This is a genomic window from Streptomyces sp. MGP-BFMKR1 (assembly GCF_057766585.1).
In genome coordinates, this window is sequence record NZ_CM173408.1 from 6,546,380 (window position 1) to 6,570,672 (window position 24,293).

The window sequence follows — 24,293 nt, forward strand, 5'->3', positions numbered from 1 at the left end:
GCCGGATGCCGCGCCGCTTCGTGGTGGAGGCGGACGGCGGGTCCCGGGGCAACCCGGGGCCCGCCGGCTACGGCGCCGTCGTCCTCGACGAGGAGACGGGCCAACCCCTGGCCGAGGCCGCGGAGTTCATCGGTACGGCGACCAACAACGTGGCCGAGTACCAGGGCCTGATCGCCGGCCTGCGCGCGGCGTACGCCCTGGACCCGGCGGCGCACGTGCTGGTCCGCATGGACTCCAAGCTCGTGGTGGAGCAGATGTCGGGCCGCTGGAAGATCAAGCACCCCGACATGCGCCCGCTGGCCACCGAGGCGGCGGCGATCTTCCCGGCCGGCCAGGTCAGCTACGCCTGGGTGCCGCGCGAGCGGAACAAGCACGCGGACCGGCTGGCCAACGAGGCGATGGACGCGGCCGGGCGGGGCGAGCCCTGGCGCCCGGCCACGGCCCCGCCGGCGGCCGGCCCGGCGAGCCCGCCGGGCACCGGCGCCGGGGCGAGCGTGGTCCCGGCCCCGGACGCCGACCTGGGCGCGAGCGCCGCACCGGACGCGACCGGCGCAACCGAGGCGCGGCCGGCGACCCGGACCATGGGCTGGAGCCCCGCCCCGGACCTGGGCCCGCCGACCACCTTCGTACTGCTGCGGCACGGCGAGACCGCGCTCACCCCGCAGAAGCGGTTCTCCGGCAGCACCGGCTCCGACCCCGAACTGTCGCCCGTCGGGCTCCGCCAGGCCGAGCACGCCGCGGCGGCGCTCGCCGCCCGGGGCACCATCGAGGCCGTCGTCACCTCGCCGCTGCGGCGCTGCCGGCAGACGGCGCGGGCGGTGGCGGACCGGCTCGGCCTCGAAGTCCAGGTGGACGCGGGGCTGCGGGAGACGGACTTCGGCGCGTGGGAGGGGCTGACCTTCGCCGAGGTGCGCGAGCGGTACCCGGCCGACCTCACCACCTGGCTGGACTCGCCCAAGGCCGCCCCCACCGGCGGCGGCGAGAGCTTCGCGGCGGTCGCCCACCGGGTGGCAGCGGCCCGCGACGCGCTCATCGGGCAGTACCCGGGCCGCACGGTTCTGGTGGTCACGCACGTCACGCCGATCAAGACGCTCGTCCGGCTGGCGCTCGGGGCCCCGCCGGAGTCCCTGTTCCGGATGGAACTCTCGGCGGCCTCGCTGTCGGCCGTGGCGTACTTCGGCGACGGCAACGCCTCGCTGCGCCTGCTGAACGACACCTCACACCTGCGCTGACACCGATCCACGCCCGCACCCGTGCCGACCGGCCGGCCCGCCTTCAGGGGCCACGCCGCCGGGTTACGCCACGGGGGCTACGCGACCGGGCTACGCGGCCGGATGAGGCGGTCGGGTTACGCGGCCGGGGCCAGTGCCGCCGCCTCGCGGGCCAGGTGCTCGACGCGCGACCAGTCCCGGGCCCGCAGCGCGTCCGCCGGCAGCATCCAACTACCGCCCACGCAGGCCACGTTGGGCAGGGCCAGATACGCCGGCGCCGAGGCGAGGCCGATGCCGCCCGTGGGGCAGAAGCGCGCCTGCGGCAGCGGGGCGGACAGCGCGCGCAGGTAGCCGGCGCCGCCGGCCGCCTCCGCCGGGAAGAACTTCATCTCGTGCACCCCGTGCTCCAGCAGCCCCAGTACCTCCGAGGCGGAGGAGACGCCGGGCAGGAACGGCAGCCCCGAGCCCTGGAGCGCGCCGAGCAGCCGCTCCGTCCAGCCCGGACTGACCAGGAACCGCGCGCCGGCCGCCACCGAGGTCCGCACGTCCGCCGGGGTGAGCACGGTGCCCGCGCCGACCACGGCGTCCGGGACCTCGGCGGCGATGGCCCGAATCGCGTCGGGCGCCGCCGGCGTACGCAGCGTCACCTCGATCGCCGGCAGCCCGCCCGCCACCAGGGCCCGCGCGAGCGGTACGGCGTCGGCCGCGTCGTCGATGACGACCACCGGGATCACGGGCGCGAGGCCCAGGACCGAGCCCGGCGAGCCGGCCGCGGGCGGCGGGGCCGTGGCGCCGGCGGTGGGGGAGGAGGCGGCGGAGGCCGCGGCGGGGGAGGAGGAAGCAGCACCAGTCACCCGGCCATCCTCCGCCCGCACGGCACTATCCGCAATGCCCGTTGCGCATAACGCAATGTGTGGATCGGGGAGGCCGCTTCAGAGCTCCGTCACGATCACGTCCAGCGCCCAGGGGGCGCCCCGTCGCGCCGGCGGCGTGGCCTCCACGGCGTAACCCAGCTCGCGCAGCGCCTCGACCAGCTCCCGGGGGTCGCGCGGCGCGCTGCCCGAGGTCAGCAGGTCGCGCACCATGCGGCCCTTGGTCGCCTTGTTGAAGTGGCTGACCACCGTCCGCTTCTCCACGCCGGCGACCACCTTCGACTGCAGCACGCGCACCGTCGCCGTGCGCTCGGCGACCTCGCCCGCCGGCTTCCACGCCGTCGCGTACGCCGCCGAGCGCAGGTCGAGCACCAGCCCCTGGCCCGCCGCCGCGGGCAGCGCCTCGCGCATCGGGCCGCGCCAGTAGGCACCGAGCGCGCCGAGGCCCGGCAGCTTGACCCCCATCGAGCAGCGGTAGGAGGGGATGCGGTCGCCGATCCGCACGGCGCCCCACAACCCGGAGAACACCAGCAGCGAGCGGGCCGCGCGGCGCCGGGCCGCCGGGTCGAGGGTGGCCAGGTCGAGCGCGTCGTACAGGACGCCCGTGTAGATCTGGCCGGCCGGCCTGGTCCCCGCGGTGCGCAGCTCCGCGTTCTTGGCGATCTCGCCGCGCAACCCCGGGCTGAGGCCGAGCACCTCGGCGGCCTTGTCCTCGTCGCTCCCGTCCCCCGTACACAGCGCCACCAGCTCGTCGAGGACCGCGGCCCGCGCCGCCCCCAGCTCCGGCAGCGACAGCCCCTCCAGCTTCAGGGCGGCACCCGACCCGCTGGGGGCCTTCCCCTCGGACGGCGGCAACAGTACGAGCACGGTGGTTCTCCTCATCCGGACCGACGACGCGGGGGACGCGGTGTGTCGGGGCCGCGTCGGGACGCCGGGTCCGGAACGGCGACCGGCAGGCGGCCCCGCCGCAGCCTATGCCGACCGCACCGATGCCACGAAACCGCCCTTTCCGCCCCGGCCGTCAGCTCCGCCCGGCACCGGCCCAGCGGCTGCGCACCCCGTACGAGAGCGCCCCCGCCGCCAGCACGCCGGCACCCACCAGAACCGAGGTCAGCGGCAGGGCGAAGGCGAGCACGACGCAGCCGGCGAGGCCGATGACGGGCACCGCGCGGGGCGGCCGGGACTCGTCGGCGGTCAGCGTCCAGGCGCTGGCGTTGGCGATCGCGTAGTAGGCGAGCACGCCGAAGGAGGAGAAGCCGATCGCCCCGCGCAGGTCCGCCGTCGCCGCCACCACGGCCACCACCGCGCCGACCGCGATCTCCGCCCGGTACGGGGCCGCCGTACGCGCGTGGACCGCCGTCAGCGGCGCCGGCAGATGCCGGTCGCGCGCCATGGCCAGGGTGGTACGGGAGACGCCGAGGATCAGCGCCAGCAGCGAGCCGAGCGCGGCGAGCGCCGCACCGGTCCGTACGAAGGGCGCCAGCCACCCCGCGTCCGCCGCGCGCACCACGTCGGTGAGCGGGGCGCTCGCGTCCGCCAGGGCGCCCGGCCCGAGCACGGCCAGCGCGGCGGAGCCGACCGCCGCGTACACCACCAGGACGATGCCGAGCGCCAGCGGGACGGCCCGCGGGATGGTCCGCGCCGGATCGCGCACCTCCTCGCCGAGGGTGGCGATCCTGGCGTACCCGGCGAACGCGAAGAACAGCAGCCCCGCCGCCCGCAGCACCCCGCCCACCGTCACGTCCGGGGCCGTCGCGTCCGCCGCCCACGGGGCCCGGGTGCCGTCCCCGCTCCACGCGGCCACGCAGACGGCGGCCAGCACCAGGAGCACCGCCGCGACGATCGTCCAGGTGAGCCAGACGGCCTTGCGCACCCCGAGGCAGTTGACCACCGTCAGCACCACGACGGCGGCGACCGCCACCGCACGCTCGTGCTCTGGCCACGCGTAGGAGCCCACCACCAGGGCCATCGCCGCACACGACGCGGTCTTGCCGACCACGAAACCCCACCCGGCCAGGTGCCCCCAGAACGGGCCGAGGCGCTCCCGCCCGTACACGTAGGTGCCGCCGGACGCCGGGTAGCGGGCGGCGAGCCGGGCCGACGAGGTGGCGTTGCAGTACGCCACGATCGCGGCCAGGCCGAGGGCGAGCAGCAGCCCGGAGCCCGCCGCGTCGGCGGCGGGCGCGAAGGCGGCGAACACACCGGCGCCGATCATGGCCCCGAGCCCGGTCATCACAGCGTCGAAAGTGCCCAGCTCGCGGCGGAGCCCAGCCTCGGTCGTCATGCGGTTGATTCTGTCCTCCGCCGCGCCGCGACGCCATGGCCGCCCACCCCCGGACACCCCACGCCCCGGCGCCCGGCCACGGGGCCGAGACGCCTGGGCGACCCCACGCGTCCGCCCCCGGTACCGCCGGTGTCCCCGCCCGCCTACGCCTCCTCCGGACTCCCCTGCCTCCGGCGCCGACCGCGCGCCGACCGGCGGGTAGCATGGTGCGCACGACGGACGAGTCGGCTGGGCGGTCGCGTCGGGCGGTACCACATTCCTCGGAGTGCGGAGGCTGCCCGCCGAGGAACGTCCGGGCTCCACACGGCAGGGTGGTGGGTAACGCCCACCCGGGGTGACCCGCGGGACAGTGCCACAGAAAACAGACCGCCGAGGGCCGTCAGGCGCTCGGTAAGGGTGAAACGGTGGTGTAAGAGACCACCAGCGTCCGAGGTGACTCGGACGGCTAGGTAAACCCCACCCGGAGCAAGGTCAAGAGGAACCGCCGACTGGCGGTTCTGCGCGAACGCCTGAGGGCTGCCCGCCCGAGTTCGCGGGTAGACCGCACGAGGCTGTCGGCAACGGCAGTCCTAGATGGATGGCCGCCTCCCCCGCGCGCCGTAAGGCCACGGGGAGACAGAACCCGGCGTATATGGCCGACTCGTCCGTCGCCCCCCGCCCCACCAGGGGCGGGGCCGTACACGGGCCCCTGGCCAGCAGTTTTCCCAGCCGAGGCCCTGGTCAAGGGGTTACGGTGAGGCGGCACCGTCATACGGGTCGCGGATGGTGTGCCGGGCGGCAGCGGTGGCCAGAACCTCCTGCGGGTAACGAGCGCCCGGAACGTAGAAGCGGCCCTTCGTGTTGCCCACGGGCGTCAGCAACTCCCGACGCATCAGATGTTGCATGTCCCGCTGCGCCTGCTGCTCGCTGATCCCTTCCGCCTTCTCGTACCGCGAACGACGCACACGTCCCACCATCGCGACTTCGTGCAGAGCGGTGACCTGGCGCTCGGAAACGTCGAGGGCGTCCCGCTGCTCGTCGAGCTGGAGCCAGCACCCGTTGGATCGGTTGACGCGGTGCTGCACGCTCTGGGTCTGCTCGTGATAGGCGCGCAGATTGAAGCGCATCCACGCAGCGGTGTCCCGCTTCGGGCTGTAGACGGGCCCACCGACCTCGCGCAGCACCTTGTAGTAGTCCCATGTGTGGCCGGGCATGCCCAGCCACGCCTCGATGGAGGAGAACTCAGGCGCGAGGACACCTTCTCGGGAGATCAGGAGGGTTTGCAGGGAGCGGGACATGCGGCCGTTGCCGTCAGCCCACGGGTGGATCTTGACGAGGTTGAAGTGCGCCATCGCGGCGCGGACCAGCGGGTCGGCGTCCAGGTCGCCCGTGTTGAGCCAGTCGACCAACTCACCCATCAGGCCAGGCACATCGTCCTCGTGCGGTCCCTCGTACTCCGTCGCGTGCGGATCACCAGCCGCGGTGATGTAGATCGGCCCCCGCCGCCACTGCCCGGCGAGCTTGTGAGGGTGGTGGTGCCCCTGCAACATCCAGTGCAGGGCGTTGAGCAGGCCCTTGCTGTACGCGAAATCGGGAGCGCCGTGCAGCGACTGGATGTAGGTCATCGCCTGCTGACAGGCGACCGTCTCCGCGCGGTTCGCCTCGGTGACATCCACCTTCTCCTGAGCGTCATCCATGAGGTCGGCCACGTCCCGGGCGTCGACCTCGTAACCCTCGATGGTGTTGGAAGCGGCAATGGCCGATGCGGTCAGATGGCGCCGAAGGTCGAGGGTCCACTTGGTGGGCGCTTGCTGGACGGCGTGGCGCAGGTCGCGACGCATCGTGGCGATCTCGCCCAGGACGTGTTGGTCGGAGGCGGTGAGGCGGGGGGTCGCGTACAGCACGGTGGAATGATGCCCACAGGGTGTCATTCCGGCGACCGGGCCGTGGATGGCCGCCTCCCCCGCGCGCCGCAAGGCCACGGGGAGACAGAACCCGGCGTATATGGCCGACTCGTCCGTCGCCGAAGCGGCCCCTGATCAGCGCATGCGCCGATCAGGGGCCGCTTCGGTAGGCAGAGGTGCCGGCCGGGTCGGTCAGCGCGGCGGAGTGTTCGCCGCTTCCAGCCGGTACAGCTCCGGCACCGAGACCTTGATCGGTTCCTGCGTGGTCCGGGCGATGACGACGACCGCGGGCTCGTTCGGGTCGGGGTTCTCCTCGCGGTGCGGTACGAACGGCGGCACGAGGAAGAAGTCGCCGGGGTGGCCCTCCAGGCGTACCTCCCGGGTGCCGTCGTGGTAGACGAACACCGGGTGGCCGCTGACCACGTAGACGCCCGCCTCGGAGTCGCCGTGGTGGTGGTTGTCCGTCGAGCTGAGCGGCGGGTTCTCGACCAGGCCCATCCAGAGCCGCTTCGAGCCGACCGTGCCGCCGCTGATGGCGGCGTAGCCGTCCAGTTCGCCGCTTCCGACGCGGTGGACGCGATCGTTGAGCGGGGTGTCCGCCTCGGAGGGGGTCGCGGGGGCGGCGTCGTGTGGAGTCGTCATGGTGCGGCCTCTCGGGTGTGGTCGTCTCGGCTGGCACCAGGCTGCGACTCCCTTCCCCGGACGAGCAATTATCGTTGCTGTTCCGGCAACGCGGGTGCGCTGGCGCGGAGCGGATGGGTGTCGCGTCGGGACGCTCGGCCCGGGGAGACGGCGGTCTGCGGAAGCCCCGCCGCCGCGTCCGGACGTCAGTCGCGAGCTCGGGGCGCGTCGTGCGGCGGGGGCTGGTCGTCTGCTCGCTATGCGGCGACTGACTGGTACCGCCAGACGGCGTGTTCGAGCCCGGACTGGTCGTGTCCGAGGAGGGCGGCGGCTTCCTCGTACGCGCCGCGTAGCTGCTCGTAGCGCAGGTCGGACACGCCGGCCTGGGTGGCGAAGGCGCGTAGGTGTACGTCGACGGCGACCTGGGAACGGCCGACGAGGTTGCCGACGTAGTCGATGCTTTTCGCGCCCACCCCGCGCACCGTGCGCAGCAGGGCGCGGTGGGTCTGGTCGTCGAGCCAGGCGCGGAGGTCGTCGCGGGTGTCGACGCCGTGGGTGGCCAGCAGGTCGGTGACGGCGTGGGCCGTCGCGACCTTCCGGGGCGAGTTGAAGCTCATGGCCACGGCGAGGTCCTCGACGGCGAGCCGCCGCTGGAAGCCCTGGACCGTCGCCGCGTCCGGCCAGTCGGCCTGGAGTCGGAGCAGTCGCGGCCGGAGCGTCGCCTCGTACCGGCAGCGGGCCTGGAAGCTGACGTCGCAGATGACGGCGCCCATGTGGGCCCATCCGCCGGGCGGGGTGAAGGGCCCCTCGCCCAGGAGGCGTTGAATGTGGTCAGCGAGCCGCTGGGCGGGACCGGGTGGGGTCATGGAGCCATGATGCCGCTGTGAGCTGTTGATCGGGGCGGAAAGCCCGGCATCTCGCGCGCGGGCCCGGCCCGGCGGGGTGGCAAACTGCGAAATCCTTCGCCGCCCCGCGCGGGCTCGCGGGTTTCCGGCCGGGGTCGGTCAGCGGGCCGTGAATCCGCCGTCGATGGCCAGCGCGGCGCCGGTCACGAAGCTGGCCTCGTCGCTGAGCAGGAACGCGGCGAACGCGGCGATCTCCTCGGGCTGTGAGATCCGGCCCAGCGGGTGCAGGGCCGCGATCTGGGCCACGGCCTCCGGGGTGGTGCCCATCGTGCCGCGGAACAGCGGGGTGTCGACGCCGCCGGTGATCAACGCGTTGACCCGTACGGCCTGTTCGGCGTTCTCCAGCGCCGCCGCCCGGGCCAGGCCGACGACGCCGTGCTTGGCCGCCACGTACGGGGCGACGCCCGGCATGCCGACGACGCCGAGGTTGGAGGCGTTGACGACGACGGAGCCGCCGCCGGCCGCCACGATCGCCGGGAGCTGGTGCTTGAGGCTGAAGAAGACGCTCGTCAGGTTGTGTTCCAACTCGGCTGACCACCGTTCGGTCGCCGTTTCCTGGAGCGGGCCGAAGGAATTGACGCCACCGGCGTTGTTGAACGCGCCGTCCAGCCGCCCGAATTCCCGTACCGCCGTTTCCACCAGGTGGGCCATGTCGGATTCCACGGTGACGTCGGTCGGTACGAAGAGGGCGTTGCCGCCGTTGGCCCGGATGCCCGCCACCACCTCGTCACCGACGTCCTTGCGGCGCGCCGCGAGCACGACCGACGCGCCCTCGGAGGCGATCCGCTCGGCCACCGCCCTGCCCATTCCCGAGGTGCCGCCGGTGACCACGATGACCTTGGATTCCAGTCGCGTTGACATGACGGATATTCCTTTCCTCAATACGGTGCTGGCTTCCGAATTCGTTCGGCGAATTCGGCGATGAGGAAAGCTTCGCCCGCGGTGTCGTGGCGTGCTGGCGGTAAACGGACAGGCAGATCGGGGCCGGTCGCGGGCGACGGTGAGCGCGGTGCCGGGCGGCGACCGCCGCCCGGCACCGGCGTTGCCCCGACGCGGAGTCAGGGGATGCGCGTGGCCGCCCCCGTCACCGCGATCCGCGGGTCGCCGGCGGCGATGTGGACCTCGAGGAGGCCCGGCCGGCCGAGGTCCTCGCCCTGGTGGAGGGTGAGCGTGGCCGGCGCCGTGGTGATGCCGAGGGCGCGGGTGTAGGCGCCGAAGGCCGCCGCCGCCGCGCCGGTCGCCGGGTCTTCGACCACCCCGCCGACCGGGAACGGGTCGCGCACGTGGAAGGTGGCCGACCGCTTCGTGCCGCCGGGCGCCGCCCACGCCAGTTGCAGGGTGGTCAGGTCGTGGGCGCGCATGAAGGTGGCGAGCCGGTCGAAGTCGTAGTCGAGGTCGGCCAGCCGCTCCCGGGTCGCCGCGCCGATGACCAGGTGGCGCGCGCCCGCGTACGCGATGCGCGCGGGCAGTCGCGGGTCGAGGTCGGCCGCGGCCCAGCCGAGCGCCGCCAGCGCCTCGGCGAGGTCGGCGGCGGCGACCTCGGAGACCTTCGGCTCGACGCTGGTGAGCGTGGCGTACGCGACGCCGTCCCGCTCGGTCACCGCCACCGGGACGGTGCCGGCCCGGGTGGCGAACAGCAGGTCGCCCGGGCCGATCCGGTCCGCGAGCGCCACCGCGGTGGCCACCGTCGCGTGGCCGCAGAACGGGACCTCGGCCAGCGGGCTGAAGAAGCGCACCGTGTACGCGCGGCCCGGCTCCCCGCCGAGTCCCGGCGGCGGCGCGGTGAGGAACGCCGTCTCCGAATAGCCGAGTTCGGCCGCGATGGCGAGCTGCTCCGCGTCGGTCAGGCCGGTCGCGTCCAGCATGACCCCGGCCGGGTTGCCGCCCAGCGGATCGCGGGAGAAGGCCGTGTAGCGCAGCACCTCGGGTCGGTCGGCCGGTGCCGGTGCCGTCTCGGCGAGGTGGGGTTCGGGATCGTGTCGCGTCGTCATGTTCCCACCAACTGGCCAGGTCAGCGACGTATTCCGGGGTCGCCCCGGGGGCATCGCCCGCCCGTGCGCTCCGGCTGGACGGCGCGTGTCCCGCACACCCCGCGCCCCCGGGCGGCGGACCCCCGCGCGTCCAGGACACCCCCGCGCACCCCTGTGACGGCGGCCAGCCGTCACGGAATGCCACAAACGCCCGTTACGGGAAGGGAACTCACGCACCCGACATGTGTGGGTCGTACACGGGTCAGCGTGCGGCCGTCCGTCACCGCTCCAATCGCCTGCGACCCACACGAGCCCAGGAGGGGCAGATGACGCACTCATCGTATGACGACCAGGTGGAGCGGGAGATACGGGCCGCGGCGGCGCACCTCGGTCGCCGGCGGTTCCTGACGGTCACCGGTGCCGCCGCCGCGCTCGCCTTCGCCACCAACCTGCCCGGCACCGCGCAGGCCGCGTCGAGCACCTACGATGCCGCGCGCATCGCGGACAACCCGTTCACCCTCGGCGTCGCCTCCGGCGACCCGCGCTCCGACTCGGTGGTGCTGTGGACGCGGCTCGCCCCGCGCCCGTTCGAGGTCGGCGGCGGCCTGCCGCGCAAGAAGGTCCAGGTGCGTTGGGAGGTGGCGCACGACGAGCGGTTCCGCCGGGTCGTGCGGCGCGGCACGGCCAGCGCGTACGCCGAGTTCAACCACACCGTGCACGTCGAGCCGGTCGGGCTCGAGCCGGGCCGCACGTACTACTTCCGCTTCCGGACCGGGAAGTGGATCAGCGAGGTCGGCCGCACCCGCACCGCGCCCGCCGCCCAGGCCCGCGTCTCCGACCTGAGCTTCGGCCTCGTCTCCTGCCAGGCGTACCACGACGGCTACTTCACGGCCTACCGGCACCTGGCCGACGAGGACCTCGACGCCGTCTTCCACCTCGGCGACTACCTCTACGAGTACGCGGTGAACTCGGTCGGCGGCGCCCGCAACTACACCGACCGCACGCTGCCGGAGGTCTTCAACCGGGAGACCGTGAAGCTGGAGGACTACCGGCTGCGGTACGCCCTCTACAAGACCGACCCGGACCTCAAGGCCGCGCACGCCGCGCACCCGTTCATCGTCACCTGGGACGACCACGAGACGGAGAACAACTACGCGGACGACACCCCCGAGAACGACGTGCCGCCGGCCGAGTTCCTGATCCGCCGGGCCGCCGCGTACCGCGCGTACTGGGAGAACCAGCCGCTGCGCGCCCCGCAGCGCCCCGACGGTCCCGACATGCGGCTCTACCGGCGACTCCAGTACGGACGCCTGGCGCAGTTCGACATCCTGGACACCCGCCAGTACCGCTCCGACCAGGCGTACGGCGACGGCTGGCAGGTCCCGGGCCCCGAGTCCACCGACTCGTCGCGCACGATCACCGGCGCCGAGCAGGAGCGCTGGCTGATCGACGGCTGGCGGCGCTCGAACGCGGTGTGGAACGTGGTCCCGCAGCAGGTCACCTTCGCCGAGCGGCGCAGCACCGACAAGCCGGGCTACAAGCTGAGCATGGACTCCTGGGACGGCTACCCGGCCTCCCGCGAGCGGGTGCTCGCCGGCGCCGAGTCCGCGGGCGTGGACAACCTGGTGGTCCTCACCGGCGACGTGCACGTGCACTACGCGTTCGACATCAAGCGCGACTTCGCCAAGCCCGACTCGCGCACCGTGGGCGTCGAGTTCGTCACCACGTCGGTCGCCAGCGGCAAGGACGGCGTGGAGAAGCCGGACAACTGGGACCGGTACATGAAGGCCAACCCGCACCTGAAGTTCTACAACGGCAAGCGCGGCTACGTGGCCCTCACGCTCGACGGCGAGCAGGCCCGCGCCGACTACAAGACGGTGCCCTACATCACCAGGCCGGGGGCCCCGATCCAGACCGTGGCCTCCTACGCCACCGAGGCCGGCAACCCGGGCCTGCACCAGGTCTGACCGGCCGGTCGAGCTGACCCAGGCCGCGGGGCCCGCCCCCGTGCCCCCGCGACCGGCTCACCCGTTTGGCGGATGCCCGTTGGCCGTGCCGCCGGCCTGCCACTGTGCTGGAGGTATGGACGTGAACCCCATCGAAATGCAGAAGTGCCTGGGCGGGGTGCACTACCCCGCCTCCAAGCGCGAGATCGTCGACCAGGCGAAGGAGCACGGGGCGGGCAAGGACGTCATGGGCGCCCTGAAGTCGCTTCCGGAGAAGGAGTACGACTCGCCCGCCGCCATCAACAAGGAAGTGAGTCAGCAGTAACCGACCCCGGCTGATCCCAGCCGACCCCGGCCGGGCAGAGCGGGTGCCGGTGTCGCCGCACGAGGCGACACCGGCACCCGCTCGCGCTCCCGGCGCTCCCGCCCCGCCGCGGGCCCGTCCCGTGTCGGCGGCGCGGCGGGTCGCGCGACGTGCGGCCGGCCCGGCTGAGCCGGGAATCACGTGCGGAAGCGGCGAATTCGGCGAGGCCGGCGGCGTCCTCGTGACAACATGGTTAGGCCATCAAACGACTATGGAGTCACGCATGACGGACCCCGGCCCCCGCGCGGCCGAGCCCACCACCGACACCCCGACCTCCACTCCCGTCACCGTTCCCGACGCCCCCGCCGGCGTCGCCGACGCCCCGGCCGCCACCGCCGACCCCGTCATACCCGGGCGGCCGGCGCGCCCGGACCCCGCCACCCCCACCCTGCCCGGCCAGCGCTCGTCCGGCCCGCACGGCGGGGTCGCGGACGCCAAGGCCGCGGCGGCCAAGGCGGCGGACAAGGCCACCGGCGGCACGTCCGCCGGTGCCGAGTCCGCCGCGCCGCACCTGGTCGCGCAGCGCCGCACCGGCCTGCTGGTCACCCTCATCCTCGGTGGCCTCACCGCGCTGCCGCCGCTGTCGATGGACATGTACCTCCCGGCGCTGCCCGAGGTCACCGACGCCCTGCACAGCCCGGCCGCCACCGTGCAGCTCACGCTGACCGCCTGCCTGGCGGGCATGGCCCTCGGCCAACTCGTCGTCGGCCCCATGAGCGACCGCTGGGGCCGCCGCCGGCCGCTGCTCATCGGCATGGTGATCTACGTGATCGCCACCGCCATCTGCGCGTTCGCCCCCAATGCCGAACTGCTCATCGCCTTCCGGCTGCTCCAGGGGCTGGCTGGCGCGGCGGGCATCGTGATCGCCCGGGCGGTCGTGCGCGACCTGTACGACGGGGTCGAGATGGCCCGCTTCTTCTCCACCCTGATGTTGATCTCGGGCGTCGCGCCGATCATCGCGCCGGTGATCGGCGGCCAGGTGCTGCGGCTCACCGACTGGCGCGGGGTCTTCGTCGTCCTCACCGTCATCGGCGTCCTGCTCACCGTGGTGGTCTGGCGCCGCCTCGACGAGACGCTGCCGCCCGAGCGGCGGCACACCGGCGGCCTCCCGGAGACGATGCGCACCATGCGCGGGCTGCTCGCCGACCGCGTCTTCACCGGCTACACGCTGGCCGGCAGCTTCGCCTTCGCCGCGCTCTTCGCGTACGTCTCCGGCTCCGCCTTCGTCATCCAGGAGATCTACGGGGCCTCGCCGCAGACCTTCAGCCTGCTGTTCGGCCTCAACTCGATCGGCCTGGTCGCGGTCGGCCAGCTCAACGGCAAGGTGCTCGTCGGCCGGGTCAGCCTCGACAAGGCCCTGTCCGTCGGCATCGCGGTGATCATGGTGGCCTCGGTGGCGCTGCTGCTCATGGCCTGTGGCGTCTTCGGCGAGGTCGGCCTGGTGCCGATGGCCACCGGACTGTTCGTGCTGATGTCCGCGATGGGGTTGGTGATGCCCAACACCAACGCGCAGGCCCTGATGCGCACCCCGCACGCCGCGGGCTCCGCCTCGGCGCTGCTCGGCACCACCTCGTTCCTGGTCGGCGCCATCGCCTCGCCGCTGGTGGGCATCGCGGGCGAGGACACGGCGGTGCCGATGACGGTGGTCCAGGTCGGCTGCACGTTCGCCGCCGCCGCCGCTTTCATGGGACTGTGCCGCCCATGGCAGCGCGCGACGAGCGACAACGAGACGGTGCGGGTCCAGCCGCCCCCGGCACCGGGCGGCCAGGCCCGGAGCTGACCAGCCGGCCCGCACGGGCCGCGACCTTGGACCGGGGCCAGCTCACGGCGCTGGTGCGCGAGGTGGCCGCGCTGCCGGCGGGCGAGCGGCCCTGGTGCGCGGGCGTCGTGGTGCTCGCCGGGCAGGGCGACCGCACGCTGGTCCACGAGGCGTTCGGCTGGGCGGTGCGGTACGCGGCGTACGACGAGGCGACCGACCGGGGCGTCGAGCTGCCGGTGGGGGAGCGGGTGCCGATGCGCGCCGACACCGTCTTCGACCTCGCCTCGCTGACCAAGCTGTGCACGGCCCTGGTGGCGGTCGGCGCGGCCGAGCGGGGCGCCGTCTGCCTGGAGCGGTCGGCCGCCGCGTACGCCCCGGAGCTGACCGCCGCCGCGGCGCACGGCATCACCGTGCGCCAGCTCCTCACGCACACCTCGGGGCTGCGACCCGAGCTGCCGCTGTACGCGCTGCCCGCGGGCCCCGCCGACGACCCGGCCGCCGCCCGGTGGGCCGCGGTGGCCCGCGAGGCGCCGCTGACCGCGCCGGGCGGCCCGTACCGCTACTCGGACCTCAACATGCTGCTGCTTCAGCGGGTCCTGGAGCGGGCCACGGGGCGCCCGCTGGACGCGCTGGTCCGCGAGATGGTCACCGGGCCGCTCGGCATGCGCCGCACCCGCTTCGTCCCGCCCGCCACCTGGTGGCCGACCATCGCCGCGACCGAGGACCAGCGCGCGCCGTGGGGCAAGCTCGACCGGGGTCCGGTGCGCGGCGTCGTGCACGACGAGAACGCGTACGCGCTCGGCGGCGTGGCCGGGCACGCGGGCCTCTTCGCGCCGGCCGGGGACCTGGGGATCCTGTGCCAGGCCCTGCTGGCCGGCGGCGTCCACCGGGGTACGCGCATCCTGTCGCCCGAGTCCGTGGCCGCGCTGCTCGCGCCGCCGGGGCTCGGCTTCGCGGTGGACCAGCCCTGGTTCATGGGGGAGCTGGCCGGGCGCGGCGCGGCCGGGCACACCGGGTTCACGGGCACCAGCCTGGTGCTCGACCGGGCCACCGGCGGCTACCTGGTGCTGCTGGCCAATACCGTGCACCCGCGGCGCCGGCCGGCCGACAACGGGCCGCGCGCCGCCGCCGCCACCCGCCTGGCTCGCGCGCTCGGCGCGCGGCGGGCGACCGGGCGCACGGACTAAACTCCACCGGATGCACGCCCCCCGCCCCGCCGCCCGCGCCCCCCTCGCTGGCCCCGCCGACAGCCCCGCCGACAGCGTCGGTGACGCCGCCGACGGCCCCGTCACCGGCGAGAGCCTGCGCATAGCGCTCGCCACCCTCCTCGACGGGCTGCCGCCCAAGCAGGCCGCCCAGGCCGTCGAGCGGCTCATCGCCACCTACCGGGGGCGCACCCCGACCGGCGCGCCGGTCCTGCGCGACCGCTCCGACGTGGCCGCGTACGCCGCGTACCGGATGCCCGCCACCTTCGAGGCGGTCCGGCACGCCCTCGGGGCGCTGCGCGCCGCCGCCCCGCACTGGGTGCCCGCCAGCCACCTGGACATCGGCGGCGGCACCGGCGCCGCGACCTGGGCCACGGCCGCGACCTGGGCCGACGAGCGGCGGGCCGGCACCGTCTACGACTGGGCCGAGCCCGCACTCGCCCTCGGCCGCGAACTGGCCGCGGACTCCGGGTCCGCCGCGCTGCGCGCCGTGCGGTGGGAGCGCCGCCCCATCGGCGCCGGCTTCACGCTGCCCGAGCCGGCCGACCTGATCACGGTCTCGTACGTGCTCGGCGAGCTGACCGAGGCCGACCGGGAGACCGTGATCGGCGCGGTGGCGGAGAGCGGGCGCGCCGTCGCGGTGGTCGAGCCGGGCACGCCGGAGGGGTACCTGCGGGTGCTGCGGGCCCGGGAGCGACTCGTCGCGGCGGGGCTGCGGGTGCTCGCGCCGTGCCCGCACGGTGACGCCTGCCCGATCGCCCCGGGCAGCGACTGGTGCCACTTCGCGGCCCGGGTCAGCCGCTCGTCGCTGCACCGCCAGGTCAAGGGCGGCTCGCTGGCGTACGAGGACGAGAAGTTCAGCTACGTGGTGGCGGCGCGGCCGGACGTGGCCGGGCGGGCGCCGGAGCACCGGGTGGTGCGGCACCCGCAGATCCGCAAGGGGCAGGTGCTGTTGGACCTGTGCGCGGCGGACGGCGAGCTGCGCCGGGAAGTGGTCACCAAGCGTCGCGGGGCGCTCTACCGGGCCGCCCGCGACGTGGCGTGGGGCGACGGCTGGCCGCCGGCGCGCGAGCCGGAGCCGGAGCCGGAGCCGGAGCCGGAGTCAGGGGCCGAGCCGGGGTCGGGGTCGGGAGCGGAATCGCGGTCGGGGTCGGGGGAAGCCTGACCCACGGGTGCTGGTCCGACCCACCGCGCGCGGTGCGGTGTCGCGGCGGGCCGGTCGTCAGGCGGGCCTGACGCGGGTACGCGAGGGCGCGCCCGCGCGCCAGGCCAGCGGGGCCAGCGGGATCAGTGGGGCCGGCGGATGGTGGTGAGGGTGGGGATCAGCGGGAGAGGGCCCGCTGGGGGTGCGCCGGACCGGTGGCCGGGCGGCGCGGACCGGTGGGCCGCTACCGCAGCTCCTGGGTGCAGCACTTGACGCTGCCGCCGCCCTTGAGGAGTTCGCCGAGGTCGAGCCCGATCGGCTCGTAGCCGCGCTCGCGCAGCGGCTCGAACAGGCCCACCGCCTCCTGCGGGAGCAGCACGTGGCGCCCGTCGCTGACGGCGTTGAGGCCGAACGCCGCCGCGTCCGCCTCGCTGGCGAGCAGCGCGTCCGGGAACAGCCGGGCGAGCACGGCCTGACTGCCGGCGGAGAAGGCGCCCGGGTAGTACATGATGTCGGCGTCGGTGGAGTCGTCGAGCACGGCCAGCGCCGTGTCCAGGTGGTAGTAGCGGGGGTCCACGAGGTCGAGGCCGATGACCGGGCGCCCGAAGAACTCCTGGGCCTCGGGGTGGGAGAGTGGGCTGCTGCGGAAGCCGCGCCCGGCGAGCAGCAGGGTCGCGGTGACGGCGAAGTCGCCCTCGCCCTCGTTGATGTGCTCCGGCTCGTAGACGTCGGTGTAGCCGTGCGCGCGGAACCAGGCCGCGTGCGCCGCGGCCTCCGCCGTGCGCTCCGGGTGGGCGAAGCGGGCGCCGAGCACCCGCCCCTCGACCACGAGCGCGCCGTTGGCCGCGAACACCATGTCGGGCAGCGCGGGATCGGGGCTCAGCTCCTCGACGGTGTGCCCGAGCGCGCGGTACCGGTCGCGCAGCACCTCCCACTGCGTGCGGGCGAGCGCGAGGTCCACGGGCTTGTTCGGGTCCATCCAGGGGTTGATGGAGTACGAGACCTTGAAGTGCGTGGGTGGGCACATCAGGTAGCGGCGCGGAGTCGCGCGGCGCTCAGACGTACGCAAAGAGGGCTCCTCCCGGTGGGGTGGCTACGCACGGATCGCGTGCGCACCAAAATCGTCCATCCTTATGGACCGCGGTACATGGACCGAACGGGCCATTTGCTGCTAGCCCGGGCTGACCCCTTGAGCAGCCGCTATGCACCGGTATCACACCGTACGCAACCTTCGCGCGCGGGCGGTCGTGAGGCGGCCACCGACGACCGAGTGCGCCGGCGTACGCAGAGCACACTCACCGTACCCGGCCGAGCCGGGCGCGGCGGGCGCGCTCAGCGGCGCCGACGACCGGGCGCGAGCGGCCCGCGACGCGCCACGGGCCCGCAGCCGATGGTGGCTACGGGCCCGTGTCCGGTGCGGTGCGTACGAGGTGTCGCGGTTGGTGCTGGTGCTGGTGCTGGTGCTGGTGTCGGAGCCGGGGGAGTGGCGCCGTGCCGGCAGCCCGGCACCGCGGGGCCGGCGGCGGCGCGTGGCCGCGCCGGCGGCCCGCGGGTCACGCGTCCGTGGCCCGGTTCTTCTCCTGGAGCTTGCGCAGCAACTCCCGCTTCTGCGCCATCGGGTCGAGGTCGCCCTGCGCGCCGCGTCGCCCGCGCCCGCCGCGCAGGGCGGAGCGGGAGAGGTTGGCGCGGGTGCCGCCGACGCCGAGCATGCTTCCGGAACGTCCCTTGCTCATGGGGTCTCCCTTTGGGGTGCGAGGTGGTGAGGTACGAGATGAACGAGACGAGGCGTCTCGCATGTCGTCGAGTCTGCGCGAGACGTATCGTCTTGTCAAGACGATACGTCTCGCCTCGCGATTGGTAGATTGCCCCCATGACCCAGAACATGGCCCGTAAGACGGCCCCCGACTCAAGTCGCCGCAGCGAGCGCTCGCGCCGCGCGATCCTGGACGCCGCCCTCGAACTCGTCGGCGAGGTCGGCTTCGGCAAGCTCACCATCGAGGCCATCGCCGCCCGCGCCGGGGTCGGCAAGCAGACGATCTACCGCTGGTGGCCCTCGAAGGCCGCCGTGCTCTTCGACTCCTTCCTCGAACAGAGCGGCGGGGCCGGGGCGGAGATCACGCTGCCCGACACGGGCGACATCGTCGCCGACGCGAAGGACGTGCTGCGCGCCACCGTGGACACCATGGACGACCCCAAGTACGCGCTGCCCACCCGCGCGCTGATCGCCGAGAGCCAGAGCGACCCCGAACTCGGCGCGGAGGTCAACGCCCGGGTACTCGAACCGCAACTCGCCGCCTGGACCGGCCGGCTGCGCGCCGCGCAGCAGGCCGGCCAGATCGCTCCCGACGCCGATCTGCGGGTCGCCGTCGAGATGCTCGTCGGCCCGATCTTCCACCGCTGGTCGCTGCGGACCCTGCCGATGAGCCACGCGTACGCGGACGCCATCGTGGACCAGGTGCTGGGCGGCATCGCCACGCCGCCCGCCTCCGCGCCTGCCCCCGCGCCCGCCCCCGTCGCCACCCCGGGTCCGACGGACTCCTAGCCCGGACTTCTAGCCCGGACTCCAGGCCCGGACTCCCCGCGCGGCCCGCCGGCCGCCTTCCTCGTCCGCACTCCGATCCGAGTTCCGGCCCGAACGGTTCGAACTGAACCGGTCCGGTCCGAGAGCTGAACCGGTCCGGTCCGAACTGGTGCGAAGCAGCCCGGTCAGGGATGGTCCGAGACGGCCCGGTCCGTCGCGTGCGCCCGCCGCCTCCCGCCGGCGGCGGGCGCCGCCGGTGCGTGCGGAGCTGGCCCGTCCCACGGCGGCGGAACGCTCAGGGATGGCGTACGGACGGCCAGCACAACGCCCCGAGTGATCATAAGCAAAACGCTAGGGCTAAAAATCGGGATTTGCCCGCTCTCCGCACCGGGCACCGGGATAGTCTCTGCCGCCCCGGCTCCGCACCGCGGTCACCTGGGGCGCAGGATGGTGGCAGCATTGATCTCAGGACAGCGGCGAAGCGAGGGGATAGATGGAACGCAAAAGCAGGTTCTCCCAGTGGCTGCGCCGACCCCGGGGCGGCTCGGACCCGGCCGCGAGTGCCGGGGGCACGCGTGAGGATCTGCTGCTGGCCGCGGCGAGCGCCGGGCTCCCGCTCGCCCCCGCCGCGCACCCCGCCGGCTACCGGTGTTCCTGCGAGCGCGTCGGCTGTCCCACGCCGGCCCGACATCCCCTCTCGTTCGCCTGGCAGACCCAGGCGACCACCGACGTGGAGCGCGTCACGCACTGGCTGCGGACCCAGCCGGAGGCCAACTTCATCACCGCGACCGGCATCGCCCACGACGTGCTCGACGTGCCGGTCGACGCCGGTCGGCACGCCCTGGAGCGGCTCGGCGCCGCGGGCGTCGAGGTCGGCCCGGTCGCCACGTGCGGCCCCGACCGGATGCTGTTCTTCACCGCCACCCGAGGCACCCCGGACGACGAGGACGAGTGGTGGCCCTGCGAGCTGGACTGCCACCCCGAGACCATGGACGAGCACCCCGGGCTGCGCTGGCACTGCCGCGGCAGCTACGTGCTGGTGCCGCCGGCCCGACTGCCGGGCGACGGGCACGTGGCCTGGCTCCTCGGCCCCGAGCGTCCGCTGCCCGACCCGCTCAGCCTGCTGGAGACGCTCACCGACGCGTGCGCGCTGTACGCGAGCGACGACGCGGACCACGAGACGGCGGCCTGGCCGATCGGCCACTGAGCCCGCGCCGACCGCCGGCCCTGACCACCGGCCCCACCAGTCCCACCGGCCCGGGTGCGCGTCGCCCCCGCGGCGCTACTCGCCCTTGGCGGCCGTGACGCCCTCAAGCCGGTTGAGGAAGACCACCTCGCGCTCCGCCGCGCCCTTGGCCGGGACGCGCACGGAGGACTCGAAGACCCGGGTCAACGTGATCGCCTTGCGGACCTCGCCGGTCATGACCGCCTCCACGCGCTTGGGCGGGGTGGGTCGGAAGCCCTTGGCGGCGGTCTGCTTCTGGCGGTGGTACGAGGCGAAGAAGACCACGCCTCCGCCGTCCTTGGTGCGCAGCCCTACCGGGGCGAAGTCGCCGCCGTGCGCGGGGGTGTCGATGTACTCGGTCCAGTACTTCGGCGTGCGCACGTGCTTCTGGCGCTCCGCCCGCAGCCCGGAGGTGGCCGGCCCGTCCGCGAACTCCGTGCCCTCGCCCGTCATCAGGTAGTTCACGTACGAGGAGCTGAGCCGGTCCGGGCGTACCGCGAGCCCCGAGTCGGCGCCGGTGGGCACCGGCTTGGCGAAGCCGTCGGCGTCCAGGGCGAAGTCGGGCACCTCGTCCTCGCTGAGCAGCGACAGGTAGGCGGCCCGCCACGGCTCGTCGGGCCCGCCCCGGGTGAACATCAGCATCCAGCGGTCGGTGCCTCGGTTGCTGTCCGCGTCGGCGACGAAGAACTTGGGCCAACCCGCCTGCTTGGGGATGGTGAAGCGGGCGTTCTTGAGTTCCAGCGCGCCCACCTGCGGGTTGCCGTCCGGGTGCTCCGCCCGTTCGGCCGTCAGGTCCGCCTTGCCGATCGCGAGCAGCGGCCCCGTCTCGGCCTGGGCGATCAGCTTCGGATCGGCCGCGCGCCACGCCTTGTTGTACGTGTCGGTGAAGTGGCGGAGGACCTTCGGGGCCTCTTCCTGGCTCACCGCCGGGATCACCTCCCGCTCACCGTGCACCGTCATGCAGCCGGTCAGCGTCAGCAGCGCCGCGGTGGTCAGCGCCGTCAACCGCAGGCGGGGCAACCTCTCCATCATGGTGCTCCTGCTCCTTCGGGTGCGCCTCGCTCTGCACCGAGGACGCCACGAACGGCGCAACCCTATACGGGGCGGGCCCGGGCCAGGCCCCGGGGACCGGCCCGTCAGCCGAGCCGGGCGGGCGCCTCGGTGCCCCGGCCGTCGCGGCGGGGCACCACCAGCGGCACCCCGGTCCGCGGGTGCGGCAGCACCTCGACCGGCTGCCGGTAGACGGCCGACAGCAGTTCCTCGCCGAACACCTCGTCCGGCGGCCCGTCGGCCGCGATCCGCCCGCCGTGCAGCACGGCGGTGCGGTCCGCGTACGCCGCGGCCAACCCCAGGTCGTGCAGGACCACGACGACGGCGTCCCCCGCCGCGGCCCGCTCCCGGCACACCCGCAGCACCAACTCCTGGTGCCGCAGGTCCAGCGCGGCCGTCGGCTCGTCGAGCAGCAGCAGGGCCGTGCGCTGGGCCAAAACCCTGGCCAGCGCGGTACGGGCGCGCTCGCCGCCGGAGAGCGCGCCGAAGGGGCGGTCGGCGAACGCGGCCACCTCCGTGGTGACCATGGCCGCCGCCACCGCCGGATCGTCCTCGTCCTCCGCCGGCGTGCCCGTCCACGGGGCGCGGCCCATCCGTACCACCTCCTCCACCGTGAACGGGAAGGACAGCGCGGCGGACTGGGGCAGCACGGACCGGCGCAGCGCCAACTCGCCCGGGCTCCAGTCGGCCACGGGGCGCCCGTCGACGCGTACGGTGCCCGCGGCCGGGGTCAGGTCGGCGGCGAGCGCGGACAGCAGCGTGGACTTGCCCGCCCCGTTCGGCCCGACCAGCGCCAGCACCTCGCCCGCGGTGACCCGCAACGACACGTCGTCCAGCACCGTCCGGCCGCCGAGGAGGACCCGCAGGTCGGCCACCTCGGCCGCCGCCTCGCCCGGCGCGGGGCGGCCCGGCAGCCGCCGGGCGCGGCCGGTCAGCCGGCCCGTCAGGGAGCGCACGCTCATGCCCAACCTCCTTGCTTGCGACGGGTCCTGCGCAACAGCCAGAAGAAGAACGGGCTGCCGAACAGCGCGGTGAGCACGCCGAGCGGCAGTTCGGCGGGTTGCGCGACGGTGCGCGCCGCGAGGTCGGCCGCGACCAGCACGACGGCCCCGCCCAGCGCGCTGCCCGGCACCAGGAACCGGTGGCCCGGGCCCGCGGCCATGCGTAGCAGGTGCGGTACGAGCAGGCCGACGAAGGTGATGATGCCCGCGACCGCGACCGCGGCGGCCGTCAGCAGCGCGACCAGCACCACGACGGCGACCCGCAGCCGTTCCACGTCCACGCCCAGGTGCCGGGCCGGGCGCTCGCCGAGGGCGAGCAGGTCCAGTTGGCGCGCGTACACCGGCGCGAGGACCAGGCCGGCCACGGCGCACGGCAGCACCGCGAGCACCTTGGGCCAGGTGGCCTGGGAGAGGCTGCCGAGCTGCCAGAAGGTGATCTGGGTGATCTGGGCGTTGTCGGCGAAGAAGATGAACAGGCCGATCAGCGCTCCGGCGAAGGCGTTGACCGCGATGCCGGTCAGGATCAGCGTCACCACCTCGGTCTTGCCGTCCGACCGCGAGAGCGCGTACACGACCAGCACGGTCAGCAGTCCGGAGCCGAACGCGCAGGCGGTCACGGTCCAGTCGCCGAGGAAGGTGAGGCCGAGCGCGATGGCGCCCACCGCGCCCACCGCGGCGCCCGCCGAGATGCCGATCACCCCGGGCTCGGCCAGCGGATTGCCGAACCCGCCCTGCATCAGCGCCCCCGCGCACCCCAGCGACGCCCCGACCAGCAGGGCGAGCACGACGCGCGGCAGCCGCACGTTCCACAGCACGCTCTCGCCGACCCGGTCCAGCGGCGCCCCGCCGAGCCCCACCCGGTGCAGCGCCGAGCGCGCGACGTCGCCGATGGGGATGTCGTACGCGCCGGTGCCCGCGGCCACCAGGCACAGCGTGACCAGCGCGACGACCAGCCCCCCGGTCAGCGCCGCGGCCCGCGCGCGGCGCCGCCCGGCCACCGTGGGGCTCGGCGGCTGCGCGGCGGCGGACTCGGCCGGCGATTCCTTCAGAGGCTCTGAAGCCACCACGGCCTCCGAAGCCATCACGGCCTCCGAAGCCGCCACGGCTTCCGAAGTCCCGGGGGGCGGGGCGGACTTCCGGTCTTCCGGGGACGTGGCCGCTCCCGGGGACCGTGGGGCGTGCGGGGGCTGGGACGGCCCGGTGGAGAGCGTCACGGCGCGTCCTCGTACAACTGGTCCACGAGCGAGCGCAGCACCTGGTCGGTGCGCGGCCCGTAGTTGAGCAGCTTGCCGTCCTCGATGGAGACGACGCGGCGGTCCATGCCGGCCGGCGTCTCGGCGACGCCGGGCAGCTTGAGCAGGCCGTCCACGCCGCCGACCGAGTCAAGTCCCTTGGACATCACGAGGATGGCGTCCGGCGCGGCCTTGGCCAGGGCCTCGCTGGTGATCGGCGTGAAGTCCTTCTTCAGGCCGGACTCCTTGCCGGCGTCCCGCGCGCCGGCCGCCTCAAGCAGCGAGCCGGCGCCCGAGTCGCGCCCGCCGAGCAGGTAGACCGCGGCCGAGCCGCGCAGGTACAGGAACGCCACCCGTGGGCGCTTGCCGTCGGCCGGGCGCCTGATGTCGGCGCGGACGGCGTCGATCCGGCGCTCGGTGCGCTCGCGCAACTCCCGACCCGCGTCCGGCACGCCGAGCGCCGCGGCGACCGCGTCGATGCGGGTGCCGACGTCGGCGAGTTCCTTCGCCGGGGCGAGGACGATCAGCGGTACGCCCGCGTCGCGGATCTGGTCGATGGCCTCGGCCGGTCCGGTGCTGGTGTCGGCCAGGACGACGGTCGGTTTCAGGGAGAGCACGTTCTCGGCCGACACGTCGTGCGCGCGGGTGACCACCGGCAACTTCCTGGCCTGAGCGAAGTCGGCGGTGACGTCCCGCCCGACGACCCGGTCGCCGAGCCCGAGGGTGAACACGATCTCCGAGAGCGAGCCGGTCAGCGGCACGATCCGGTCGGCGCTGGTCACGGTGGTGCGGTGGCCGTCGGCCGAACTGACGGTGGCCGGGAGGCGCGGGCTCGGCTTGCTCGCGAGCGGTTCCAGTGCTTCCGCTTGTGTCGCGGAGGCGCCCTCGCCCCCGTTCTTCCCGCCGCCCGAACCGCCGTCGGACCCGCCGCAGCCGGCGAGCCCGAGCGCGAGCGCGAGGGTGGCGGCGAGGGCGGTGACGATGCGTGGAACGCGGGCGGGTGGCCTCGCCGACTGCCGTTGCTGCACGTTTTCGCCTCTCTGTCGTCCTGCCGTCCACGGGGGTCGCCGGCCCCGGGGTTCCGACCAGGCCGAGCTGTA

At 74.3% G+C, this 24,293-nt stretch carries 22 protein-coding genes and 1 other RNA gene; 9 read left to right on the forward strand and 14 right to left on the reverse strand.

Annotation, left to right across the window (positions count from 1 at the left end; all coding sequences use genetic code 11):
• The first annotated feature begins 5 nt into the window (after positions 1 to 5).
• Complete coding sequence (locus AC3CHW_RS26195; protein ID WP_488468111.1) at positions 6 to 1,232, forward strand: bifunctional RNase H/acid phosphatase; 1,227 nt, start codon at positions 6 to 8, stop codon at positions 1,230 to 1,232.
• A 116-nt stretch (positions 1,233 to 1,348) separates the two neighbouring features.
• Here the strand turns inward: AC3CHW_RS26195 and eda are convergent, their stop codons facing one another.
• The 3 genes from eda to AC3CHW_RS26210 all read right to left on the reverse strand — a co-directional run bounded on the left by eda (position 1,349) and on the right by AC3CHW_RS26210 (position 4,367).
• On the reverse strand, positions 1,349 to 1,960 hold the full coding sequence (eda, locus tag AC3CHW_RS26200) for a bifunctional 4-hydroxy-2-oxoglutarate aldolase/2-dehydro-3-deoxy-phosphogluconate aldolase (protein WP_398608002.1): 612 nt from the start codon (positions 1,958 to 1,960) through the stop codon (positions 1,349 to 1,351).
• A 183-nt stretch (positions 1,961 to 2,143) separates the two neighbouring features.
• Complete coding sequence (yaaA, locus tag AC3CHW_RS26205) at positions 2,144 to 2,950, reverse strand: peroxide stress protein YaaA (protein ID WP_398607911.1); 807 nt, start codon at positions 2,948 to 2,950, stop codon at positions 2,144 to 2,146.
• 154 nt (positions 2,951 to 3,104) lie between these two features.
• Complete coding sequence (locus AC3CHW_RS26210; RefSeq protein WP_488468112.1) at positions 3,105 to 4,367, reverse strand: APC family permease; 1,263 nt, start codon at positions 4,365 to 4,367, stop codon at positions 3,105 to 3,107.
• 220 nt (positions 4,368 to 4,587) lie between these two features.
• Between AC3CHW_RS26210 and rnpB the strand changes: the two genes are divergently transcribed.
• Positions 4,588 to 5,014, forward strand: an RNA gene (gene rnpB / locus AC3CHW_RS26215) — RNase P RNA component class A.
• A gap of 81 nt (positions 5,015 to 5,095) precedes the next feature.
• Here the strand turns inward: rnpB and AC3CHW_RS26220 are convergent.
• The 5 genes from AC3CHW_RS26220 to AC3CHW_RS26240 all read right to left on the reverse strand — a co-directional run bounded on the left by AC3CHW_RS26220 (position 5,096) and on the right by AC3CHW_RS26240 (position 9,767).
• Positions 5,096 to 6,250, reverse strand: coding sequence for a Fic family protein (locus AC3CHW_RS26220; protein WP_488468113.1), 1,155 nt, complete (start codon positions 6,248 to 6,250; stop codon positions 5,096 to 5,098).
• Positions 6,251 to 6,442: 192 nt separating this feature from the next.
• The gene (locus AC3CHW_RS26225) at positions 6,443 to 6,892 is read right to left on the reverse strand and encodes a cupin domain-containing protein (RefSeq protein ID WP_398607900.1); all 450 of its coding nucleotides are present in this window, start codon (positions 6,890 to 6,892) and stop codon (positions 6,443 to 6,445) included.
• Between the two features lie 236 nt (positions 6,893 to 7,128).
• Positions 7,129 to 7,737: a hypothetical protein gene (locus AC3CHW_RS26230; protein ID WP_488468114.1), complete on the reverse strand. Its 609-nt coding sequence runs from the start codon at positions 7,735 to 7,737 to the stop codon at positions 7,129 to 7,131.
• Positions 7,738 to 7,875: 138 nt separating this feature from the next.
• Complete coding sequence (locus tag AC3CHW_RS26235) at positions 7,876 to 8,637, reverse strand: SDR family NAD(P)-dependent oxidoreductase (protein WP_187063009.1); 762 nt, start codon at positions 8,635 to 8,637, stop codon at positions 7,876 to 7,878.
• Positions 8,638 to 8,834: 197 nt separating this feature from the next.
• On the reverse strand, positions 8,835 to 9,767 hold the full coding sequence (locus AC3CHW_RS26240) for a PhzF family phenazine biosynthesis protein (RefSeq protein ID WP_488468115.1): 933 nt from the start codon (positions 9,765 to 9,767) through the stop codon (positions 8,835 to 8,837).
• A gap of 305 nt (positions 9,768 to 10,072) precedes the next feature.
• Between AC3CHW_RS26240 and AC3CHW_RS26245 the strand changes: the two genes are divergently transcribed.
• The 5 genes from AC3CHW_RS26245 to AC3CHW_RS26265 all read left to right on the forward strand — a co-directional run bounded on the left by AC3CHW_RS26245 (position 10,073) and on the right by AC3CHW_RS26265 (position 16,185).
• A complete protein-coding gene (locus AC3CHW_RS26245; protein WP_488468116.1) occupies positions 10,073 to 11,713 on the forward strand; it encodes an alkaline phosphatase D family protein in 1,641 nt (546 codons plus the stop codon).
• Positions 11,714 to 11,828: 115 nt separating this feature from the next.
• Positions 11,829 to 12,017 carry a DUF2795 domain-containing protein gene (locus tag AC3CHW_RS26250; protein WP_381164717.1) on the forward strand — a complete coding sequence of 63 codons (189 nt, stop codon included), beginning with the start codon at positions 11,829 to 11,831 and terminating at the stop codon, positions 12,015 to 12,017.
• 262 nt (positions 12,018 to 12,279) lie between these two features.
• On the forward strand, positions 12,280 to 13,836 hold the full coding sequence (locus AC3CHW_RS26255; RefSeq protein ID WP_398607896.1) for a Bcr/CflA family multidrug efflux MFS transporter: 1,557 nt from the start codon (positions 12,280 to 12,282) through the stop codon (positions 13,834 to 13,836).
• The gene (locus tag AC3CHW_RS26260) at positions 13,758 to 15,002 is read left to right on the forward strand and encodes a serine hydrolase domain-containing protein (protein ID WP_488468117.1); all 1,245 of its coding nucleotides are present in this window, start codon (positions 13,758 to 13,760) and stop codon (positions 15,000 to 15,002) included. The genes AC3CHW_RS26255 and AC3CHW_RS26260 overlap by 79 nt, the downstream gene beginning before the upstream one ends.
• A 10-nt stretch (positions 15,003 to 15,012) precedes the next feature.
• A complete protein-coding gene (locus tag AC3CHW_RS26265; protein WP_488468118.1) occupies positions 15,013 to 16,185 on the forward strand; it encodes a small ribosomal subunit Rsm22 family protein in 1,173 nt (390 codons plus the stop codon).
• Positions 16,186 to 16,408: 223 nt separating this feature from the next.
• Here the strand turns inward: AC3CHW_RS26265 and ddaH are convergent, their stop codons facing one another.
• Both ddaH and AC3CHW_RS26275 read right to left on the reverse strand, forming a co-directional pair.
• A complete protein-coding gene (gene ddaH / locus AC3CHW_RS26270; protein ID WP_387589206.1) occupies positions 16,409 to 17,233 on the reverse strand; it encodes a dimethylargininase in 825 nt (274 codons plus the stop codon).
• A 484-nt stretch (positions 17,234 to 17,717) separates the two neighbouring features.
• A complete protein-coding gene (locus AC3CHW_RS26275) occupies positions 17,718 to 17,897 on the reverse strand; it encodes a DUF6243 family protein (RefSeq protein WP_398607893.1) in 180 nt (59 codons plus the stop codon).
• A gap of 149 nt (positions 17,898 to 18,046) precedes the next feature.
• Between AC3CHW_RS26275 and AC3CHW_RS26280 the strand changes: the two genes are divergently transcribed.
• The gene (locus AC3CHW_RS26280; RefSeq protein WP_488471171.1) at positions 18,047 to 18,706 is read left to right on the forward strand and encodes a TetR/AcrR family transcriptional regulator; all 660 of its coding nucleotides are present in this window, start codon (positions 18,047 to 18,049) and stop codon (positions 18,704 to 18,706) included.
• 472 nt (positions 18,707 to 19,178) lie between these two features.
• Positions 19,179 to 19,892 carry a bifunctional DNA primase/polymerase gene (locus tag AC3CHW_RS26285; protein WP_176161330.1) on the forward strand — a complete coding sequence of 238 codons (714 nt, stop codon included), beginning with the start codon at positions 19,179 to 19,181 and terminating at the stop codon, positions 19,890 to 19,892.
• Between the two features lie 75 nt (positions 19,893 to 19,967).
• On the opposite strand, the gene AC3CHW_RS26290 is transcribed toward AC3CHW_RS26285, so the two are convergent.
• The 4 genes from AC3CHW_RS26290 to AC3CHW_RS26305 form a co-directional block, all read right to left on the reverse strand.
• Positions 19,968 to 20,942, reverse strand: coding sequence for an SCO2278 family lipoprotein (locus tag AC3CHW_RS26290; RefSeq protein ID WP_488468119.1), 975 nt, complete (start codon positions 20,940 to 20,942; stop codon positions 19,968 to 19,970).
• A gap of 104 nt (positions 20,943 to 21,046) precedes the next feature.
• Positions 21,047 to 21,922, reverse strand: a complete 876-nt coding sequence (locus AC3CHW_RS26295) for a heme ABC transporter ATP-binding protein (protein WP_488468120.1) — start codon at positions 21,920 to 21,922, stop codon at positions 21,047 to 21,049.
• Positions 21,919 to 23,043: a FecCD family ABC transporter permease gene (locus AC3CHW_RS26300; RefSeq protein WP_398607889.1), complete on the reverse strand. Its 1,125-nt coding sequence runs from the start codon at positions 23,041 to 23,043 to the stop codon at positions 21,919 to 21,921. Before AC3CHW_RS26300 ends, AC3CHW_RS26295 begins: the two co-directional genes overlap by 4 nt.
• Before the next feature lie 128 nt (positions 23,044 to 23,171).
• The gene (locus AC3CHW_RS26305) at positions 23,172 to 24,221 is read right to left on the reverse strand and encodes a heme/hemin ABC transporter substrate-binding protein (RefSeq protein WP_488468121.1); all 1,050 of its coding nucleotides are present in this window, start codon (positions 24,219 to 24,221) and stop codon (positions 23,172 to 23,174) included.
• Positions 24,222 to 24,293: the final 72 nt, after the last annotated feature.